This window comes from Sphingomonas sp. dw_22, assembly GCF_018449795.1.
In the GTDB taxonomy this organism is placed as follows: domain Bacteria; phylum Pseudomonadota; class Alphaproteobacteria; order Sphingomonadales; family Sphingomonadaceae; genus Sphingomonas.
Map to the genome: position 1 here is coordinate 1 of NZ_JAAVVE010000062.1, position 17173 is coordinate 17173.

The following is a 17173-nucleotide window of genomic DNA, read 5'->3' on the forward strand; positions in this document are numbered from 1 at the left end:
CGCCCCCCCCCCGCGCCCCCCGGCGCGGGCGGGGGCAACCCCGGGCCGGCCCCGCCCCCCCCCAGGCCCGCCCCGCCCACCGCCGCCGGGGCCGCGGGGGCAGACGGCGGCTGGCGCGTCCAGCTCGGCGCGTTCGCCGAACCGGCCAATGCGCGCAGGCTCTGGAGCCAGGTTGCCGGCCGCTTCCCCGGCCGCCAGCCTTATTATGCGAAGTCCGGCAACCTCACCCGGCTGCTCGTCGGCCCGTTCGGCTCGAAGGCCGAGGCCAGCCGGGCCTGTGGCAGCATCAAGCCCTGCGTACCGGTGTCGCAATAGGCGAAGCGCCCGCTTCAGAACCCCGCTTTTCCTCTACGGCATGCTGCGATACTCTCCCGGGCAACAGAGGGTCGCATGACGGATATCCAACTGGACTACGCTGTTCCCGGCGCGGCCGTCGCGCGCCATTTCACGCTATTCTACCTGTTCCGCGCGGAAGTCCCGCTGTTCGAGGATGTCGAGCGTGCCGATCACGCCCAGATCCGCTTCCGCCTGACGCCCGGCGGCGCCGAATACGGCTTCGCCGACGGCAATGTGCAGACCGCGGGCGACATCCACATCATCGGCCCGACCACCGGCGCGTTCCATGTGCGCGCACCCGGGCCGGTGCATGTCTTCGGGGCCGGGATCACGCCCGTCGGCTGGGCGGCGCTCGTCGGCAACGATGCATCGGCGATGGTCAACCGCGTCGTCAACCTGTCCGATCTCTTCGGTTCGGCGATCTCGGAGGCGATCCCCAGGCTGAATGCCGCGCCCGATCTGGAGGCGATGACGGCCTGCGCCGAGGACATCCTCACCGGCCTGTTCCGGCGGCGATCGGATCGGGCCGCGGATTTCGTGCGCCAGGTCGATGCCTGGCTGAGCGACGAGACCTCGCCCGAAGTCGAGGCGCTCGCGGCGGCGACGGGGCTGTCGCGCCGCCAGATCGAGCGGAAATGCCGCGCGCTCTATGGCGCCCCGCCCAAGGAACTCGCCCGCAAATACCGCGCGCTGCGCGCCGCCGTCTCGCTCGTCGCCGACGATGCCTCGATCGAGGAAGTCGTCGGCCGCGGCTTCTACGATCAGTCGCACCTGATCCGCGAGATCAAGCAGTTCACCGGCTTCACCCCAGGCCAGATCAAGGCCGAGCCCAGCGTGCTGGCGCAATTGACGATCGCCCGGCGCTACGCCCTTGGCGGCAAGGTCCATCCGCTCATCAGCGATACCTGATCCGGCGGCGCGGCGAATTCCATCGTTCTGTAAAGAATAGCTGCAAGAATACGTCCCAATATCCTGAACCGCGACTTGATTGCCGGAGGGAAAGCAGCATGGACGACTATCATATCGCGATAGTGGACGGCACCGGCGCGTGGGACGATGCCGACTATGCCGCCGCAATGAAACATTCCTTCTGCAGCCAGGTTCGCGATCAGGTGGGCGGATCGGGCGATTATCAGCGCGGCCCGTCCGACGACGGCTATCGCATGCTCGAACGGGGGCACCGCGCCGCCGACTTCCTTGCGATGCGGGGCGGCCGCAACCTCATGCTGGCGGGATACAGTCGCGGCGGATCGGCGGTCATCCTTGCCGCCGAGGCGCTGACGCGCAGGAATATCCGCGTCGCGGCGATGTTCCTGTTCGATCCGGTCGCCCGCCACATGTCGAAGGGCGGCGAGATCATCCCCGCCAATGTCGAGCGCGTATGGATCGCGCGACGTCGGCTGGATCGCGACCTGGTCGAGAAATACGACCACACGATCGGGCCGCTCAAGCTGATCGCCCATAATCCGATGCGGGTGTTCTTCGGCACCACCGGCGACAGATATCTGGGCAGCGGCCCGTTGGTCGTCGAGAGCTTCCGCGGCTCGCACGGCGCGGTCGGCGGCGTCGGCTGGACCCATGTCACCGAGGACGCGGCATGCCAGACGGCCGTCGCGACCTTCATGACCAACGCCTTCGCCTCGGTCCGCCTGCCGGTCGCGCTCCAGGCCTATCCGCCTTCGTCGATGCCCTGACGGATCAATCCGCCACCCACGCGCTCCGCACGATGCCCTGCGCATGGAGCAACGCGGTCAGGTCGCCATGGTCCACCCGCGCCCCGGCCGCCGCCGCGACGATCGGCTTGGCGCGATAGGCCACCCCCAGCCCCGCCTTGCGGATCATCGCCAGGTCGTTGGCACCGTCGCCCACCGCCAGCGCCTGTTCCGCCGCCAGTCCGCGTTCGGCGACCGCACCCAGCAAAGTCGTCTCCTTGGTGGTGCTGTCCACGATCGGCTTGGCGACGGTGCCGGTCAGCGCGCCGCCGGCGATCTCCAGCCGGTTGGCGATCACCCGCTCGAAGCCGAGCATCGCGCCCACCGGCTCGGCGAAGCGCGTGAACCCGCCCGAGACCAGCACGGTCAGCGCGCCCCGCGCCCGCATCGTCTTCACCAGCGTCTCGGCGCCCGGCGACAGCCGCACGCGCTCGGCCAGACAGCGATCGATCGCGCTTTCCTCCAGCCCCTTGAGCAGCGCCACCCGCGCATCGAGCGCCGCCGCGAAATCCAGCTCGCCGCGCATCGCCCGCTCGGTCACCTCGGCGATCCGCGCCTTGATGCCCGCATAATCGGCCAGCTCATCGATGCATTCGACCGTTATCATCGTCGAATCCATGTCGGCGACGAGCAGCTTCTTCTCGCGCCCCGCCGCCGGCTGGACGATCACGTCGGTCGCCGGGAACGCACCCTCCAGCGCCGCGCGCGCCGCATCGGGATGATGCGCGAAGGCCAGGTCCGCCGCCCGCCCCTCGTCCAGCCAGCGCCATGCGCCCGGCGCCGAACGGACCGAAGCCAGGCGATCCGCCGCCTCGTCAAGCTGCCCAGCGGACAGGCTTTCTGCTATAAGTGTCGCGATGAACATGGCATTCCCTGATCGCCCGAAGGTGGCGCTCATCGCAGGGCCGACCGCGAGCGGCAAGTCCGCGCTCGCGCTGATGCTGGCGGAAAAGCATCGGGGAACCATCATCAACGCCGATTCGATGCAGGTCTATGCCGATCTGCGCGTGCTCACCGCGCGCCCGACCGAGGAGGAGGAAAGCCGCGCGCCCCATCGCCTGTTCGGCCATGTCGACGGCGCCGAAGCCTATTCCGCGGCACGCTGGGCGGCCGAGGCGCGCGCCGCCGTCGACGAGGCGCATGGGCAAGGCCGCCTGCCGATCCTGGTCGGCGGCACCGGCATGTATCTGCGCACGCTGCTGGAGGGCATCGCCCCGGTGCCCGAGATCGACCCCGAGATCCGCGCCGGCGTGCGTGCCATGCCGGTCGCTCACGCCCATGCCGAGCTCGCCCGCATCGATCCCCAAGCCGGCGCGAAGCTGAGCCCCACCGACAGCACCCGCGTCGCCCGCGCGCTGGAGGTCGTGCTCTCCACCGGCCGGCCGCTTTCCGAATGGCAGGCCGAGCGGCATGGCGGGATCGGCGACGCGATCGAGCTCCACGCGCTGATCCTCGTCCCCGATCGCGCCTGGCTCGGCGAGCGCATCCATCGCCGCTTCGGGCATATGGTCCATGTCGCGCAGCGCGAGGTCGCCGCGCTCCTGGCGCGCACCGACATTCCCGACGACGCGCCCGTGCTCCGCGCGATCGGCGTGCGCGAGCTGGGCATGGTGCTCCAGGGCGAAAGCGACGTCGCTGCGGCACACGAAGCCGGCTCGCTGGCAACTCGCCAATATGCCAAGCGGCAGTACACTTGGTTCCGCCGCCAGCCCCCAGCGGGATGGGAGCGGACGACGGAGACAGATACATACGTCAATCACGGTAAATTCGAAACAAAATTACTATAAAACAGGTTGACTTGGTATTTTAGTGCGATTAGCAGCGCCCCTCCAGCGGTGCTATCGCGCCGCAGCAAAGGAGAAAGATCGTGACCGAGAAGAGCGGAGCGGACATCCTGATCGAGGCGTTGACCGACCTCGGTGTGGACGTCGTGTTCGGCTATCCCGGCGGCGCGGTCCTTCCCATCTATGATGCCCTGTTCAAGCAGGACCGCATCAAGCACATCCTGGTCCGCCACGAACAGGCGGCAACCCACGCAGCGGAAGGCTATGCCCGCTCGACCGGCAAGCCCGGCGTCGTGCTCGTCACCTCCGGCCCCGGCGCGACCAACGCCGTCACCGGCATCACCGATGCGCTGATGGATTCGATCCCGATGGTCGTCATCACCGGCCAGGTTCCCACCGGACTGATCGGCACCGATGCCTTTCAGGAGGCGGACACCGTCGGCATCACGCGCCACTGCACCAAGCATAATTATCTGGTGAAGGATCCGGCGCGGCTCGCATCGGTCGTCCATGAGGCGTTCCACATCGCCACCTCGGGCCGCCCCGGCCCGGTCGTGGTCGACATCCCCAAGGACGTCCAGGTCGCCACCGCGCGCTACGAGAATCCCGGCCCGATCCAGCACAAGACCTATCGCCCGCAGATCCAGCCCGACGCGGCGAAGATCCAGGAAGCGGTCGACATGCTCGCCGCGGCCGAACGCCCGGTCTTCTACACCGGCGGAGGGATCATCAATTCCGGCCCCGAAGCCTCGCGCCTGCTGCGCGAGCTGGCCGAGCTGACGGGCGCGCCCGTCACCTCGACGCTGATGGGCCTGGGCGCCTTCCCGGCCTCGTCGGACCAGTGGCTGGGCATGCTCGGCATGCACGGCACCTATGAGGCTAATTGGGCGATGAACCAGGCGGACCTCATCATCGCGCTGGGTTCGCGCTTCGACGATCGCGTCACCGGCCGGCTCGACGCCTTCGCGCCCAATGCGCGCAAGGTCCATATCGATATCGACCGGTCGAGCGTGAACAAGGTCGTCCGCGTCGATCTGCCGATCATCGCCGATGTCGGCGCGGCGCTGGCCGAGATGGTCGCGAGCTGGAAGGCGCGCGGCCATCCCAAGCCCGATCTCACCGAATGGAACGCCCAGATCGAAGGCTGGCGCGCCGCCCGCTGCCTCGATTTCCCGGAGGCGCCGGACGCGATCATGCCCCAGCGCGCCATCCGTGCGCTGTGGGAAGCGACGAAGGACCGCGCCCCGATCATCACCACCGAGGTCGGCCAGCACCAGATGTGGGCCGCCCAGCATTTCGATTTCGAGGCGCCGAACAAATGGCTGACCTCGGGCGGTCTCGGCACGATGGGCTATGGCCTGCCCGCCGCGATCGGCGCGCAGCTCGGCAATCCCGGTGCGCTGGTGATCGACATCGCCGGCGAAGCATCGATCCAGATGAACATCCAGGAGCTGGCGACCGCGACCCAATATCGCCTGCCGGTCAAGATCTTCATCCTGAACAACGAATATATGGGCATGGTCCGCCAGTGGCAGGAACTGACCTATCAGTCGCGCTACTCCGAGAGCTACAGCGACGCCCTGCCCGATTTCGTGAAGCTCGGCGAAGCCTATGGCTGGAAGGGCATCCGCATCGATCATCGCGCCGATCTGGAAGACGGCATCCAGGCGATGCTGGCGCATGACGGCCCGGTGATCGTCGATTGCCGCGTGGCCAAGCTCGCCAATTGCTTCCCGATGATCCCGTCGGGCGCCGCCCATACCGAAATGCTGCTCCAGTCCGCCGAAGTCTCCGGCGAGATGGACGACGAAGCCAAAGCGCTGGTCTGATGGGTGAACTCCGAGACCGGTGGTCGGAAACCATCACCGTTGGCCAAGCCTATGTCGCGATGCTGGAGTTCATCCAGACCTATTATCGCGTGGGCGGTGAGGCCGAGAAAGAAGTTGAATTCATGCTCGGCCACATATCCGAAACGCCGCCCGACTTTATTGATCCCGCGCTCGAAATTGAGTGGTTCCAGGCCATCGACAAGGTTCGGGGATAATCATGCACATCAAGGAAGAAACCGCCGAACGGCATACGCTTGCCGTCATCGTCGATAACGAGCCGGGCATCCTCGCCCGGATCGCCGGCCTGTTCACCGCGCGCGGCTACAACATCGAATCCCTCACGGTGAGCGAGATCACCGAGGACAATCTCATCAGCCGGATCACGATCGTCACCTCGGCCTCCGCGCCGGTGATGGAGCAGATCATCTCGCAGCTCGAGCGGCTGGTGCCGGTCCACAAGGTGATCGATCTCACCGCCTTCGGCCCGCACGTCGAGCGCGAGCTGGCGCTGGTGAAGGTCAAGGGCACCGGCGATCACCGGATCGAGGCGCTGCGCCTCGCCGAAGTCTATCGGGCGCGGGTGGTCGATGCGACGATCTCCAGCTTCGTGTTCGAAGTCACCGGCGGCACCGAGAAGATCGACAAGTTCGTCGAGCTGATGCGCGAACTCGGCCTGGTCGAAGTCGCGCGCACCGGCATCGTGGCAATCTCGCGGGGCGCGGAAGCGGCTTAGTTCAAGGGAAACGAAAACCAACCCGTCACCCCGGCGAAGGCCGGGGTCCAGGGCCATGAGCGACAGCCTTGCGGCTCTGGATCCCAGCCTTCGCCGGGATGACGAACAGAAAGGAAAATACGGAAAATGCGTGTCTATTACGATCGCGACGCCGATCTGAACCTCATCACGAACAAGAAGATCGCCATCCTCGGCTATGGTTCGCAGGGCCATGCCCATGCGCAGAACCTGCGCGACAGCGGCGTCAAGGAAGTCGCGATCGCGCTCCGCCCCGGCTCGGCCTCGGCGAAGAAGGCGGAGGACGCCGGCTTCAAGGTGCTCGCCAACAAGGAAGCGGCCGGCTGGGCCGACATCCTGATGATCCTCGCCCCCGACGAGCATCAGGCGGCGATCTGGGAAGCGGATCTCAAGGGCAATATGAAGCCCGGCGCCGCGCTCGCCTTCGCGCATGGTCTCAACGTCCATTTCGGCCTGATCGAGCCGCCCGCGGACATCGATGTCATCATGATCGCCCCCAAGGGTCCGGGCCACACCGTGCGCAGCGAATATGTCCGCGGCGGCGGCGTGCCCTGCCTGATCGCGATCCATCAGGACGCCAGCGGCAACGCCCATGACGTAGCGCTGGCCTATGCCTCGGGCGTCGGCGGCGGCCGCTCGGGCATCATCGAGACCGATTTCAAGGAAGAGTGCGAGACCGATCTGTTCGGCGAGCAGGCCGTGCTGTGCGGCGGCATCACCCATCTGATCCAGGCGGGCTTCGAGACGCTGGTCGAGGCCGGCTATGCCCCCGAAATGGCCTATTTCGAGTGCCTGCACGAGACCAAGCTGATCGTCGACCTGCTCTATGAGGGCGGCATCGCCAACATGCGCTATTCGATCTCGAACACCGCCGAATATGGCGACATCACCACCGGCCCGCGCATCATCACCGACGAGACCAAGGCCGAGATGAAGCGCGTGCTGGCCGACATCCAGTCGGGCCGGTTCGTGAAGAACTTCGTGCTCGACAATCGCGCCGGCCAGCCCGAGCTCAAGGCCGCCCGCAAGGCCGCCGCGGCCCACCCGATCGAACAGGTCGGCTCCGAGCTGCGCGCGATGATGCCCTGGATCGGCGCGAACAAGCTGGTGGATAAGGCCAGGAACTGAAACCAGTCGTTTCCGGAACGACAGTTTACAGATGGGGCGGCGGGACCGAAAGGTATCGCCGCCCTTCCTGTATCCGGAGAATATGATGCGCCGCCCCCTTATGCTTGCCGCCCTCGTCGTCGCGCTTCCTTTCGCGATCCCCTATGCCGCCCAGCTTCGCGCCGCCGCGAGCCCGCAGGAGATCTCCGGCGCCGGCACGCCCACCGAGGTCAAGGCCGGCACCTATGTCGTCGAGCCCGGCCATACCCAGGTGGCGTTCACCGTCGGCCATCTCGGCATCTCGCCCTTCTCCGGCACCTTTTCGAACGCTTCGGGCACGCTGGTGCTCGATCCCGCGCATCTCGACGCGACGAAGGTCGAGGTCACCATCCCCATCGACAGCGTCCAGACCACCAGCGACGTGCTCACCGGCGAGCTGAAGGGCGCGGACTGGTTCGACGCCGCCAAATTCCCCACCGCCACCTTCCGCTCGACCGAAGTGGTGCGCACCGGCGACGACAGCGCCGAGATCCGCGGCCAGCTCACGCTGCACGGCGTCACGCGCCCCGAAGTCATCAAGGCGCGGTTCTTCGGTACCGCAGTCAACCCGCTCAGCAAGAAGCTGTCGGTCGGCTTTGTCGGCCGGCTGGCGATCGATCGCTCCGACTATGGCGTCACCAAATATGTCCCGCTCGTCTCGGGGCGTACCGAGCTGACGATCAACGCCGCGTTCGAGGTGAAGTGACGAACGGTTGAATTCCCGCCCCGCTTCCGGCGAAGGTGGCGGCGATGGCCGGCCACCGCCGGCAGCGGAAGGGAATGGCATGAGCGAGGAAACCGAAGGCCGGGGCGGCGTCACGCGGATCGAGGCGTTCTCGGACGGCGTGATCGCGATCATCATCACGATCATGGTGCTGGAGATGAAGGCGCCCGAGGAGCATGGGCTGGAGCATCTCTGGACGCTCTGGCCGGTCTTCCTCGCTTATGTGCTGAGCTATGCCTATGTCGCGATCTACTGGGTGAATCACCACCGCCTGTTCGCCCATGCGGCGCAGGTGACGAACGCGCTGGTCTGGTCGAACATCGCCCTGCTCTTCGCGCTGTCGCTGGTGCCGTTCGCCACCGCCTATCTGGGCGAGCAGACCTTCAGCCGCGAGGCGACCCTGGTCTATATGAGCGTGATGATCCTGCCGGCCTTCGCCTATACGTGGCTGCAAGGCGTGATCCGCCGCACCGGCAAGCAGGATGCGGCCTCGCAGGATTATCATGCCCGCATGTTCCGCAAGAGCGTGGCCGCGACGGTGATCTATGCCGGCGGCATCGCGCTCGCGCTGCTCTCGCCCTGGGCGGGCCTCGCCTGCGCAGCGCTGGTGGCGGTGCTGTGGTTCCTGCCCAAGAGCCCGTTCGACGCGCTGTTCGGGGAGTAACCTTCTTTATCCCTTGCCGGGAAGAAAAGAAAGACGCCCCGGCCGCTAAGCCGGAGCGCCCCTCCCCTCCCGATCGGAACCTCTAGAACCCGAAGCGCGCCCGCACCCCATAGAAGCGCGGATAGCCCGGATAGCCGGCGTAATTGCCGGTCTGCTCGGGCACCGCGAAGCCGGTGATGTAGTAGAACTGGTTGGTCAGGTTCTCGACCCAGAATTCCAGGCTCTTCTTGCGGTCGGGCGACTGGATGCCGATGCTCGCCGAGATCAGCGGATAGCCTTCGTTGCGCAGCAGGCTGCGGCCATCGATCCCCGGTCCGCTCGACGGGATGTTGACCTCGCTGTTGTAGCGCATGTCGACATGGACCAGCCCGTTGATCCCCCTGGCGATCGGCGGCGTCCAGGTGCCTGCCATCGTGATCGTGTGCTTGGGCTGGTTCTCGAGCTGCCGGCCCTCCTGCCCCTGGAGCGGCGTGCCGGTGAAGTTGTTGCCGTCCCTGTCGTATTTGGCATCGATATAGCTGTAGCCGAGCTGGAAGATCAGCTCGCGCACCGGCTGGATCGTCGCATCGACCTCGACGCCCTTGCTGGTGGTGTGCGGCACGTTCTGCACGACGAAGTTGTTGCCGCTGAACACCAGGCTCTGCAGCCCGCTGAACTTCTCGTAGAAGCCGGCGATGTTCAGCGTGAACTGGCGGCTGACCTCGGTCTTCAGGCCCACTTCATAGGCGTCGACCGTTTCCTTGTTGAAGTGCAGGTCCGATCCCTGCGGCCCGTTGCCGCCCAGCAGCACCGAATCGAACGTCGCCTGGTCGAGATTGTAGCCGCCGGACTTGTAGCCGCGGTCGTAGCTCGCATAGCCCAGCACCTTGGGCGAGAACTTATACGCGATCTTGGCGGTGCCGGTGATCTGGTCCTCGGTGTTGCTGTCGGCATAATTGCCGTTGAACTCGCTGTTCACCGCCGGATTGCAGCCGAGCAGGAACAGGTTGTTGAACGCCCCCGCCGCGCGCAGGATCGCCGCATAGGTGGAGGCGGTGGGATCGCCCGCGCGCACCCGATCGAAGAAACCGCACGATCCGAGATTGTTGTTGATCGACGCGGTCATGTCCTTCTTCTCATGATTCCAGCGCGCGCCGAGCGTGACCGAGAGCTTGTCGGTCACGTTGATGATGTTGTGGGTGAAGAGCGCGAAGGCGTTGGTCTTCACGCGGAAATCGTCCGGATTGTTGCCCTGGCCCGGCACGGCGCCCGGAAGCGGATTGGTCATCAGGTTGAACAAAGGCGATCCCGGCGGCGCGATGGCCTGCAGCGGCAGGTTGCCGACGCCGGGAACCGGGATCGTCGGGTTCTGCAGCCAGATGAGCTGGCCGAGCAGCGGCACCGTGCCCCTCGGCAGCGCCGGTCCGCCGACCAGCGACGCGCCCAGTTGCGGCAGCGTCGGCACGTTGAACGATCCGAAATTCTGCCCGCCGGCCAGCCCCGCGAACACCGTATCGACATAGGCGTTGCCGTCGTTGCCGATATGCACGGTGTCGCGCAGCGTATTGGTCTCGTTGAGGTAGAAGCCGCCGATCAGCCAGTCGAGCTTGCCGCCGAACGCCGATCCCTGGAAGCGGACTTCCTGGGTGAAGTCCTTCAATTGGGTGCGATAGCCCTGGCGATAGGCGCGATCGACTCCCGAGAAGTCGATGTCCTGGTTCCGGAGCGCCCGCCAGTTGCGATAGGCGGTGATCGAAGTGAGCTTCACCGCGCCCAGATCATAGTTGATCTCGCCCGAGACACCGTAGTCCTTGATCTTCTCGCCGAAGTCGCGAGCGGGCGAGATCGCCATCGTCCGGTCGCTCGGCGCGCCGGTGTAGAGCCCGGTCAGCCCCTGCAACCCGGCGACGGTCTGCATTGCCGCCGCGAGCGGGCCGCGCACCACCGAGACGGCGCCGCAGCATTGCTCGTCGGTCTCGTAATAGTCGCCGATCAGGCGGAAGGTGAGGTCGCCGCTGTCGAACAGCGCCTGGCCGCGCAGGTTGAAGCGATCGATGTCGTTGATCGCGCGGTCGCTGTTGGCATCCTTCAGGAAGCCGTCCCGCTTGCGATAGCCGCCGTCGAAGCGCAGCGCGATCTTCTCGCTGATCGGGCCGGTGATCGCGCCCTTCAGCTCATAGGCGTTGTAGTTGCCATATCCCGCCTCGATATAACCGCCCAGCTCGAACTTGGGCTGCGCGGTGAAGATGCTGAGCGCGCCGGCGGAAGTGTTGCGGCCGAACAGCGTGCCCTGCGGCCCGCGCAATACCTCGACCCGTTCCAGTTCGGGAAGATCGGAGATCGCGACGCCGGCCCGCGCGCGGAACACGCCGTCGATGAACACGCCGACCGCCGGCTCGAAACCCGGATTGTCGCCGCCGGTGGTGATGCCGCGGATATAGATGGTCGTGCCCGTGGCCGAGGACTGGCCGGTCGAGGATTGCAGCGACGGCGCGAGCTGCTCGAGATCGCGGACATTGTCGACCCCGGCATTCTCCAGCAGTTCCGGCCCGATCGCGGTGATCGCGATCGGCACGTCCTGCACCGTCTCGTTGCGGCGCGTCGCGGTGACGACGATGTCGTTCGCGGACTGGTAATCCTGCGTCGCGGCCTGGTCCCGATCGCCGGCGGGCGTCGCGCTGTCCTGGGCGAACGCGGGCGTGACGAACAACAGCGCAAATGCCGTCGCGGCAAGCAACTCGTGCTTCTTCATGGGTCTTCCCCTCTCCTCCAGCCGCTCCGATCTTATGCCGATCGCGGCGTTGCTTTTGTAGCGCATGCAACTAACGCTGCATTTTTCGAGCCGTCAACGGGAATGAAGGGCGGAAGTCCGCGGTTTTCGGGGGTTTTTGACGGTCGGGTATGGGCAATGCCCGCGCCCTGCGCGGACAAAGCCCGAATGCCGTAGCGTAATTGTAAAAGAGGTTGGGAAGGAAGTACGGATGAGCGATTTGCACGACGGACCCGAGGATGGCGACATCGTCGCGCCGCCGGCGAAGATTCCGGTGCCCGAAGAGGTGGCCGAGGCCGTCCGCACGCTGATCCGCTGGGCCGGCGACGACCCCGAGCGCGAGGGTCTGGTCGACACCCCCCAGCGCGTCGCCCGTGCCTGGAAGGAATATTGCCAGGGCTATGGCGAGAACCCCGCCCATCACCTCAGCCGCGTGTTCGAGGAAGTCGGCGGCTATGACGAGATCGTGCTGCTCAACGACATTCCCTTCCAGTCGCATTGCGAGCATCACATGGCGCCGATCATCGGCAAGGCGTCGATCGCCTATCTGCCCAAGGACCATGTCGTCGGCATCTCGAAGATCGCACGCGTGCTCCACGCCTATTCGCGCCGCCTCCAGGTCCAGGAACGCCTGACCGCCGAAGTCGCCGACTGCATCTGGAACCAGCTCCACCCGCAGGGCGTGGCGGTGGTGATCGAGGCGAGCCATAGCTGCATGACCGCGCGCGGGGTGCGCACGCCGGGCGTGGGCATGGTCACCAGCCGGATGATGGGCGTGTTCCGCGAGGACGAACGCAGCCGCCGCGAGGTGCTCGCGCTGATGGGTTATTGATGCGGATATTGGTCACCGGGGCGGCGCGGCGGATCGGCGCGGGCATCGCCCGCCGCCTGGCGCTGCGCGGCCATGACGTGGCGATCCATCACCACAATGCACCGGAGGACGCGGAGGCGCTGCGCGCGGCGATCGTCGTCGCGGGCGGACGCGCCTGCATCGTCTCGGGAGAACTCGCCGATCCGGCGACCGCCCCGGCGCTGATCGCGGCGGCGCGCGAGGCGCTGGGCGGGCCGGTGAGTGGCCTCGTCAACAACGCCTCGCAATTCGCCTTCGACGCCCTGCCCCTCACCGATTTCGCGCTGCTCGACCAGCATATGCGGGTGAACCTGGGCGCGCCGGTCGCGCTCGCCTCGGCGATGGCCGCGCAGGAAGACCTGGAGGAAGGCGCGGTGGTCAACCTGCTCGACCAGAAGCTCGCCAACCTGAACCCCGATTTCTTCACCTATACCTGCAGCAAGGCCGCGCTCGCCGCCGCGACCGAGATGCTGGCGCGGGCGCTCGCGCCGAAGATCCGCGTCAATGCCGTCTCGCCGGGCCTCACCCTCCCCAGCCTCGACCAGAGCGAGCAGGAATTCGCCGAGCATGCGCGCCAGAACCTGCTCCAGCGCCCGGTCGCGCTCGACGACATCGCCGCGACGGTCGAGCATCTGCTCACCAGCCGCAGCATCACCGGGCAGAATGTCTTCGTCGATTGCGGCCAGCGCTTCCTGCCGCGCGACGGCGACGTGATGTTCGAAGGCCGCGAGCGCCCCCATGGCTGACTATACGATCCTCCTCGAAGGGCTCGAAGTGACGATGGGCCTGGGCATCCATGCGGTGGAGCGCGCCGCGCCGCAGCGGGTGGTGCTGGATGTCGCGCTGCGCTGCGCCTACCCAGCCGAGCCGGAAGACCGGATCGAAGCGGTGGTCGATTACGATTTCCTGCGCGATTCCATCCACCTGCTCGTCGCCGACCGGCATTTCGCCTTACAGGAGACGCTCTGCGAGGAAGTCGCCCGGCTGGCGCTGCGCGACGCACGGGTACGCGAGGTGCGCGTGCGATCGATGAAGCCCGACATCTATCCCGATGCGCGCATCGGATGCGAGATCACACGATCGCGGAGCTGATGACCCTGCCCCGGGCGGGGTGCTTCACCCCACCCGGTTCGCCGCGCTGAGCACCGCCCGTACCGAGGCCGTGGCGATATCGGCATCGACGCCGACGCCGAACACCGTGCGCCCGTCATTGGTGCGGCACTCGACATAGGCCGCCGCCTGCGCGTCCGCGCCATGGCCGATCGCGTGCTCGCTGTAATCGACCACGTCGAGCGCCGGCCCGGTCGTGCCCGAAAGCGCATCGATCACACCCGAGATCAGGCCGTTGCCGCGCCCGGAGATCGAGCGCTCCTCGCCGCCCACCGAGATCCGGCCGACGAACACGCGGCTGCCCGCCGCGCCCGTCTCCTCATAATCGACCAGCGTGATTCGGTCGCTCGCGCCCGGCAGATAGATCGCCTCGAACAGGCCCCAGATATCGGTGGCGTTCAGCTCGCGGCTGGTCTCGTCCGCCAGCCCCTGCACATGCCGGCTGAAATCGGCCTGCATCCGCTTGGGCAGCTTGAGGCCCTTGTCCTGCTCCAGCACCCAGGCGACGCCGCCCTTGCCCGACTGCGAGTTGACGCGGATCACCGCCTCATAGTCGCGGCCCAGATCCTTGGGGTCGATCGGCAGATAGGGTACGTCCCAGAACTGGTCGTTGCGCGCTTCCTGCGCCGTGAAGCCCTTCTTGATCGCGTCCTGGTGGCTGCCCGAAAAAGCGGTGAACACCAGCTCGCCCGCATAGGGATGGCGCGGGTGGACGGGGAGCTGGTTGCAATATTCCACCGTCTGGATGACCTGGTCGATGTCGGAGAAATCCAGCTCCGGATCAATGCCTTGCGTGTACATGTTGAGCGCCAGTGTCACCAGATCGACATTGCCGGTGCGCTCGCCGTTGCCGAACAGGCAGCCCTCGACACGATCCGCTCCCGCGAGCAAGCCCAGCTCGGACGCGGCGACGCCGGTGCCGCGATCGTTATGCGTGTGGAGGCTGATGACCACCGAATCCCGGTTGCGGATGTTGCGCCCGAACCATTCGATCTGATCGGCATAGATGTTGGGCGTCGCTGCCTCCACCGTCGCCGGCAGGTTGAGGATCAGCGGCCTTTCGGGTGTCGGGCACAGGATTTCCATCACCGCCTCGCAGACCTCGACCGAGAAATCGAGCTCGGCGGTCGAGAAGGTCTCCGGCGAATATTCGAAATGCCAGTCGGTGTCGGGCTGCTTCGCCGCCTCGTCGCGCAGCACCTTGGCGCCGGCGATGGCGATCTCGCGGATCTCGTCGCGGCTCATGCCGAACACGATCCGCCGCCATGCGGGCGATACCGCGTTGTAGAGATGGACGATCGCCTGCTTCGCGCCCTTGAGCGACTGGAAGCTGGTCTCGATCAGGTCGCGGCGGCTCTGCGTCAGCACCTGGACGATCACGTCGTCGGGGATCTTCCCCTCGCGCACCAGTCCGGAGATGAAATCGAACTCGGTCGCGCCCGCGCTGGGGAAGCCGACTTCGATCTCCTTCACGCCGACCTTGCACAGCAGGTCGAAGAAGCGCTGCTTCTTCTCGCCGTCCATCGGATCGATCAGCGCCTGGTTGCCGTCGCGCATGTCGGTCGAAAGCCAGCGCGGCGCCCTGGTGATCGTGCGGCTCGGCCATTGCCTGTCGGGCAGGTCGACCTGGGGAAAAGGACGGTATTTCACACTCGGATCGCGCAACATCGAGATTCTCTCAAGGGTTCACGGGCGGCGCATAGCCAAGCCCGGTGGAGCAAGGAAGGTCCGAAAAGCCCTTAGGGGAACGCGCGCGCCGCGACACCTGCCCCTAAGGGCGGATAAGTCGCAGGGTAAGGCTGGCGTCGATCGTCACGCGGGCATTCATGGCCGAACGCGACGGATTTGTCCACCGGGAAGCTGTATGCGCCATATTCGTTATATAGACGGGCCGCGCCGCTACATCGCGTTGGCGGGCGCCTCGGCGTCGATATTGGCGATAGCGGGACTGTCCTCCACGACATTGGCGACGGCGGCCGCATCCTCGGCCGGCATGGACCTGGGGCTGGGCGTGGCGACGATCTCGGCCATGGGCGGCGGGTCCGAATAATTGGTGCCGGCCCTCCCGCCCCCGCCGCAGCCGCCCAGCATCACCAGTCCCGCCAGCACCAGCATCCGCATCGCGCGCTCCCATCTTCCTGCCGCGGCGGCAGCATGGCGCCGTGCCCGCGATACGCAACCCTTTTGGCCCCACGCGTCGGAAACCGCCTCAACCCACCGCAAAAATGACGTTCATGTTAACCTGAAATCGTGCGGAACCGTCGCAGAGGCGCACGTCGTCTCTAGACAGACGCGCCTTAGCGAGATCAAAGGGGTGCCAGGTGCGTGCATCCGGGCACGAACCACAGTACATCGTCGAGAGCGACAACGGGGGAGGATCTTTCGCAACCCGCGGCGCTGACGAGGGAAATAGCCCGTAACGGGCGACGAACAGGAGAACAGAATATGGCCGAAACGAAAGCACGCGGCGGCATCGCCAAGCCGGTCACCCCTTCGCCCGAGCTGGCGAAGATCACCGGCGCCGCCGCGCTTCCGCGGAGCGAGATTGTCAGCAAGATGTGGGAATACATCAAGAAGAACAACCTCCAGAACCCTGCGAACAAGCGGGAAATCCTGGCCGACGCGACCCTGAAGCCGATCTTCGGCGCCGACAAGGTCACCATGTTCGAGATGAACAAGCATCTCTCGAAGCACGTGAAGTAAAGCCTGTCGCCGGCCAGGGCCGGCACAGTCGTTACGCAGGAATGGGGCGGGTCTCTTGCGAGGCCCGCCCCATTTCTTTTCAGTAGCGCGACTCGGCGATGACCGAACCGCGACTCGTCAGAGCCCGTTGAGAATGCGCCTGTCGGCGCATCGCGGCACCGGCCCGCTCCCCCACCCGGCCACCCAACGGCAGTATATTATGGGTGGCCAGGTGGGGGAGCGGGCCGGTGCCGCCTGGAAACGCGCTCCTCCGCGCGTTTCCAAACAGACTCTACGCGGTGGGCTGCCAACCGCCGCCCAGCGCGCGGAACAGATTCACCTGCACATCGGCGATCTGCGCATCCGCCGTCGCCAGATCGGCCTGGGCATCGGCAAAGGTGCGCTCGGCGTCGAGCAGCGCCAGGGAATCGATGTCTCCCTCGCGCTGGCGGGCGCGGGCGATCTTCACCGCCGCATCGGCCTCGTTCAGCGCCGCCTGCAGCGCCGTCCGCCGATCGAGCGCATGGGCATAGGCCGAAAGCGCCGTCTCGGTTTCCTCGAGCGCCTTGAGCACGGTGCCGTCGAACGTCGCCAGCGCCTCCTGGCTGCCGGCCTCGGCCGCGGCGATCCGCGCGCGGGCGGGCTCGGGATTGATGTTCCAGCTTATCAGCCCGCCGAGCAGCCAGCGCAGCGGCCCCGCGCCGAAGATGTCGCCGAAGCCGGTGCCGGTCGATCCCGCCGATCCGCCCAGCGTGATGCGGGGATAGAGATCGGCGGTCGCGACGCCGATCCGCGCCGTCGCGGCGGCAAGCCGGCGCTCCGCCGCCCGCACGTCC

The 17173-nt window shown here is 66.4% G+C and carries 19 protein-coding genes; 14 read left to right on the forward strand and 5 right to left on the reverse strand.

Annotation, left to right across the window (positions count from 1 at the left end; translation table 11 throughout):
- From HB724_RS18615 to HB724_RS18625, 3 genes are all read left to right on the forward strand, one after another.
- On the forward strand, window positions 1-315 hold a 315-nt coding region (locus HB724_RS18615), incomplete at its 5' end, for an SPOR domain-containing protein (RefSeq protein ID WP_213982446.1).
- Between the two features lie 75 nt (window positions 316-390).
- Window positions 391-1245 (forward strand): helix-turn-helix transcriptional regulator, encoded by an 855-nt coding sequence (locus HB724_RS18620; protein ID WP_213982447.1) that lies wholly within the window; start codon window positions 391-393, stop codon window positions 1243-1245.
- Between the two features lie 98 nt (window positions 1246-1343).
- The gene (locus HB724_RS18625; RefSeq protein WP_213982448.1) at window positions 1344-2030 is read left to right on the forward strand and encodes a hypothetical protein; all 687 of its coding nucleotides are present in this window, start codon (window positions 1344-1346) and stop codon (window positions 2028-2030) included.
- A gap of 4 nt (window positions 2031-2034) precedes the next feature.
- Here the strand turns inward: HB724_RS18625 and serB are convergent, their stop codons facing one another.
- Complete coding sequence (gene serB / locus HB724_RS18630; protein ID WP_213982449.1) at window positions 2035-2913, reverse strand: phosphoserine phosphatase SerB; 879 nt, start codon at window positions 2911-2913, stop codon at window positions 2035-2037.
- On the opposite strand from serB, the gene miaA reads away from it, so the two are divergent.
- The 7 genes from miaA to HB724_RS18665 all read left to right on the forward strand — a co-directional run bounded on the left by miaA (window position 2906) and on the right by HB724_RS18665 (window position 8946).
- A complete protein-coding gene (gene miaA / locus HB724_RS18635; RefSeq protein ID WP_256731620.1) occupies window positions 2906-3835 on the forward strand; it encodes a tRNA (adenosine(37)-N6)-dimethylallyltransferase MiaA in 930 nt (309 codons plus the stop codon). The genes serB and miaA overlap by 8 nt on opposite strands.
- 80 nt (window positions 3836-3915) lie before the next feature.
- Window positions 3916-5661, forward strand: coding sequence for an acetolactate synthase 3 large subunit (locus HB724_RS18640; RefSeq protein WP_213982450.1), 1746 nt, complete (start codon window positions 3916-3918; stop codon window positions 5659-5661).
- Entirely contained in the window at window positions 5661-5876 is a 216-nt protein-coding gene (locus HB724_RS18645; protein WP_213982451.1) for a hypothetical protein, read from the forward strand. The genes HB724_RS18640 and HB724_RS18645 overlap by 1 nt, the downstream gene beginning before the upstream one ends.
- 2 nt (window positions 5877-5878) lie before the next feature.
- Entirely contained in the window at window positions 5879-6394 is a 516-nt protein-coding gene (gene ilvN, locus HB724_RS18650) for an acetolactate synthase small subunit (RefSeq protein ID WP_213982452.1), read from the forward strand.
- A 117-nt stretch (window positions 6395-6511) separates the two neighbouring features.
- Window positions 6512-7540 carry a ketol-acid reductoisomerase gene (gene ilvC / locus HB724_RS18655; protein ID WP_346344755.1) on the forward strand — a complete coding sequence of 343 codons (1029 nt, stop codon included), beginning with the start codon at window positions 6512-6514 and terminating at the stop codon, window positions 7538-7540.
- An 85-nt stretch (window positions 7541-7625) separates the two neighbouring features.
- Window positions 7626-8264: a YceI family protein gene (locus tag HB724_RS18660; protein ID WP_213982454.1), complete on the forward strand. Its 639-nt coding sequence runs from the start codon at window positions 7626-7628 to the stop codon at window positions 8262-8264.
- 79 nt (window positions 8265-8343) lie between these two features.
- A complete protein-coding gene (locus tag HB724_RS18665; RefSeq protein ID WP_213982455.1) occupies window positions 8344-8946 on the forward strand; it encodes a TMEM175 family protein in 603 nt (200 codons plus the stop codon).
- Between the two features lie 82 nt (window positions 8947-9028).
- Here HB724_RS18665 and HB724_RS18670 read toward each other — a convergent pair whose 3' ends face one another.
- Window positions 9029-11677, reverse strand: coding sequence for a TonB-dependent receptor (locus HB724_RS18670; protein WP_213982456.1), 2649 nt, complete (start codon window positions 11675-11677; stop codon window positions 9029-9031).
- Window positions 11678-11906: 229 nt separating this feature from the next.
- Here HB724_RS18670 and folE point away from each other — a divergent pair, with 229 nt between their 5' ends.
- From folE to HB724_RS18685, 3 genes are read left to right on the forward strand one after another with little or no spacing between them, the layout of a single operon-like run.
- Entirely contained in the window at window positions 11907-12527 is a 621-nt protein-coding gene (gene folE / locus HB724_RS18675; RefSeq protein ID WP_213982457.1) for a GTP cyclohydrolase I FolE, read from the forward strand.
- Window positions 12527-13291 (forward strand): SDR family oxidoreductase, encoded by a 765-nt coding sequence (locus tag HB724_RS18680; protein WP_213982458.1) that lies wholly within the window; start codon window positions 12527-12529, stop codon window positions 13289-13291. The genes folE and HB724_RS18680 overlap by 1 nt, the downstream gene beginning before the upstream one ends.
- A complete protein-coding gene (locus HB724_RS18685; RefSeq protein WP_213982459.1) occupies window positions 13284-13637 on the forward strand; it encodes a dihydroneopterin aldolase in 354 nt (117 codons plus the stop codon). The genes HB724_RS18680 and HB724_RS18685 overlap by 8 nt, the downstream gene beginning before the upstream one ends.
- A gap of 24 nt (window positions 13638-13661) precedes the next feature.
- Here the strand turns inward: HB724_RS18685 and leuA are convergent, their stop codons facing one another.
- Together leuA and HB724_RS18695 are read right to left on the reverse strand one after the other, a co-directional pair.
- A complete protein-coding gene (leuA, locus tag HB724_RS18690) occupies window positions 13662-15323 on the reverse strand; it encodes a 2-isopropylmalate synthase (protein ID WP_213982460.1) in 1662 nt (553 codons plus the stop codon).
- A 231-nt stretch (window positions 15324-15554) separates the two neighbouring features.
- Window positions 15555-15776 (reverse strand): hypothetical protein, encoded by a 222-nt coding sequence (locus HB724_RS18695; protein ID WP_213982461.1) that lies wholly within the window; start codon window positions 15774-15776, stop codon window positions 15555-15557.
- Window positions 15777-16100: 324 nt separating this feature from the next.
- On the opposite strand from HB724_RS18695, the gene HB724_RS18700 reads away from it, so the two are divergent.
- Entirely contained in the window at window positions 16101-16358 is a 258-nt protein-coding gene (locus HB724_RS18700; RefSeq protein ID WP_213982462.1) for an SWIB/MDM2 domain-containing protein, read from the forward strand.
- A gap of 271 nt (window positions 16359-16629) precedes the next feature.
- On the opposite strand, the gene HB724_RS18705 is transcribed toward HB724_RS18700, so the two are convergent.
- The coding region (locus tag HB724_RS18705) for a TolC family protein (RefSeq protein ID WP_213982463.1) at window positions 16630-17173 on the reverse strand (544 nt) is incomplete at its 5' end.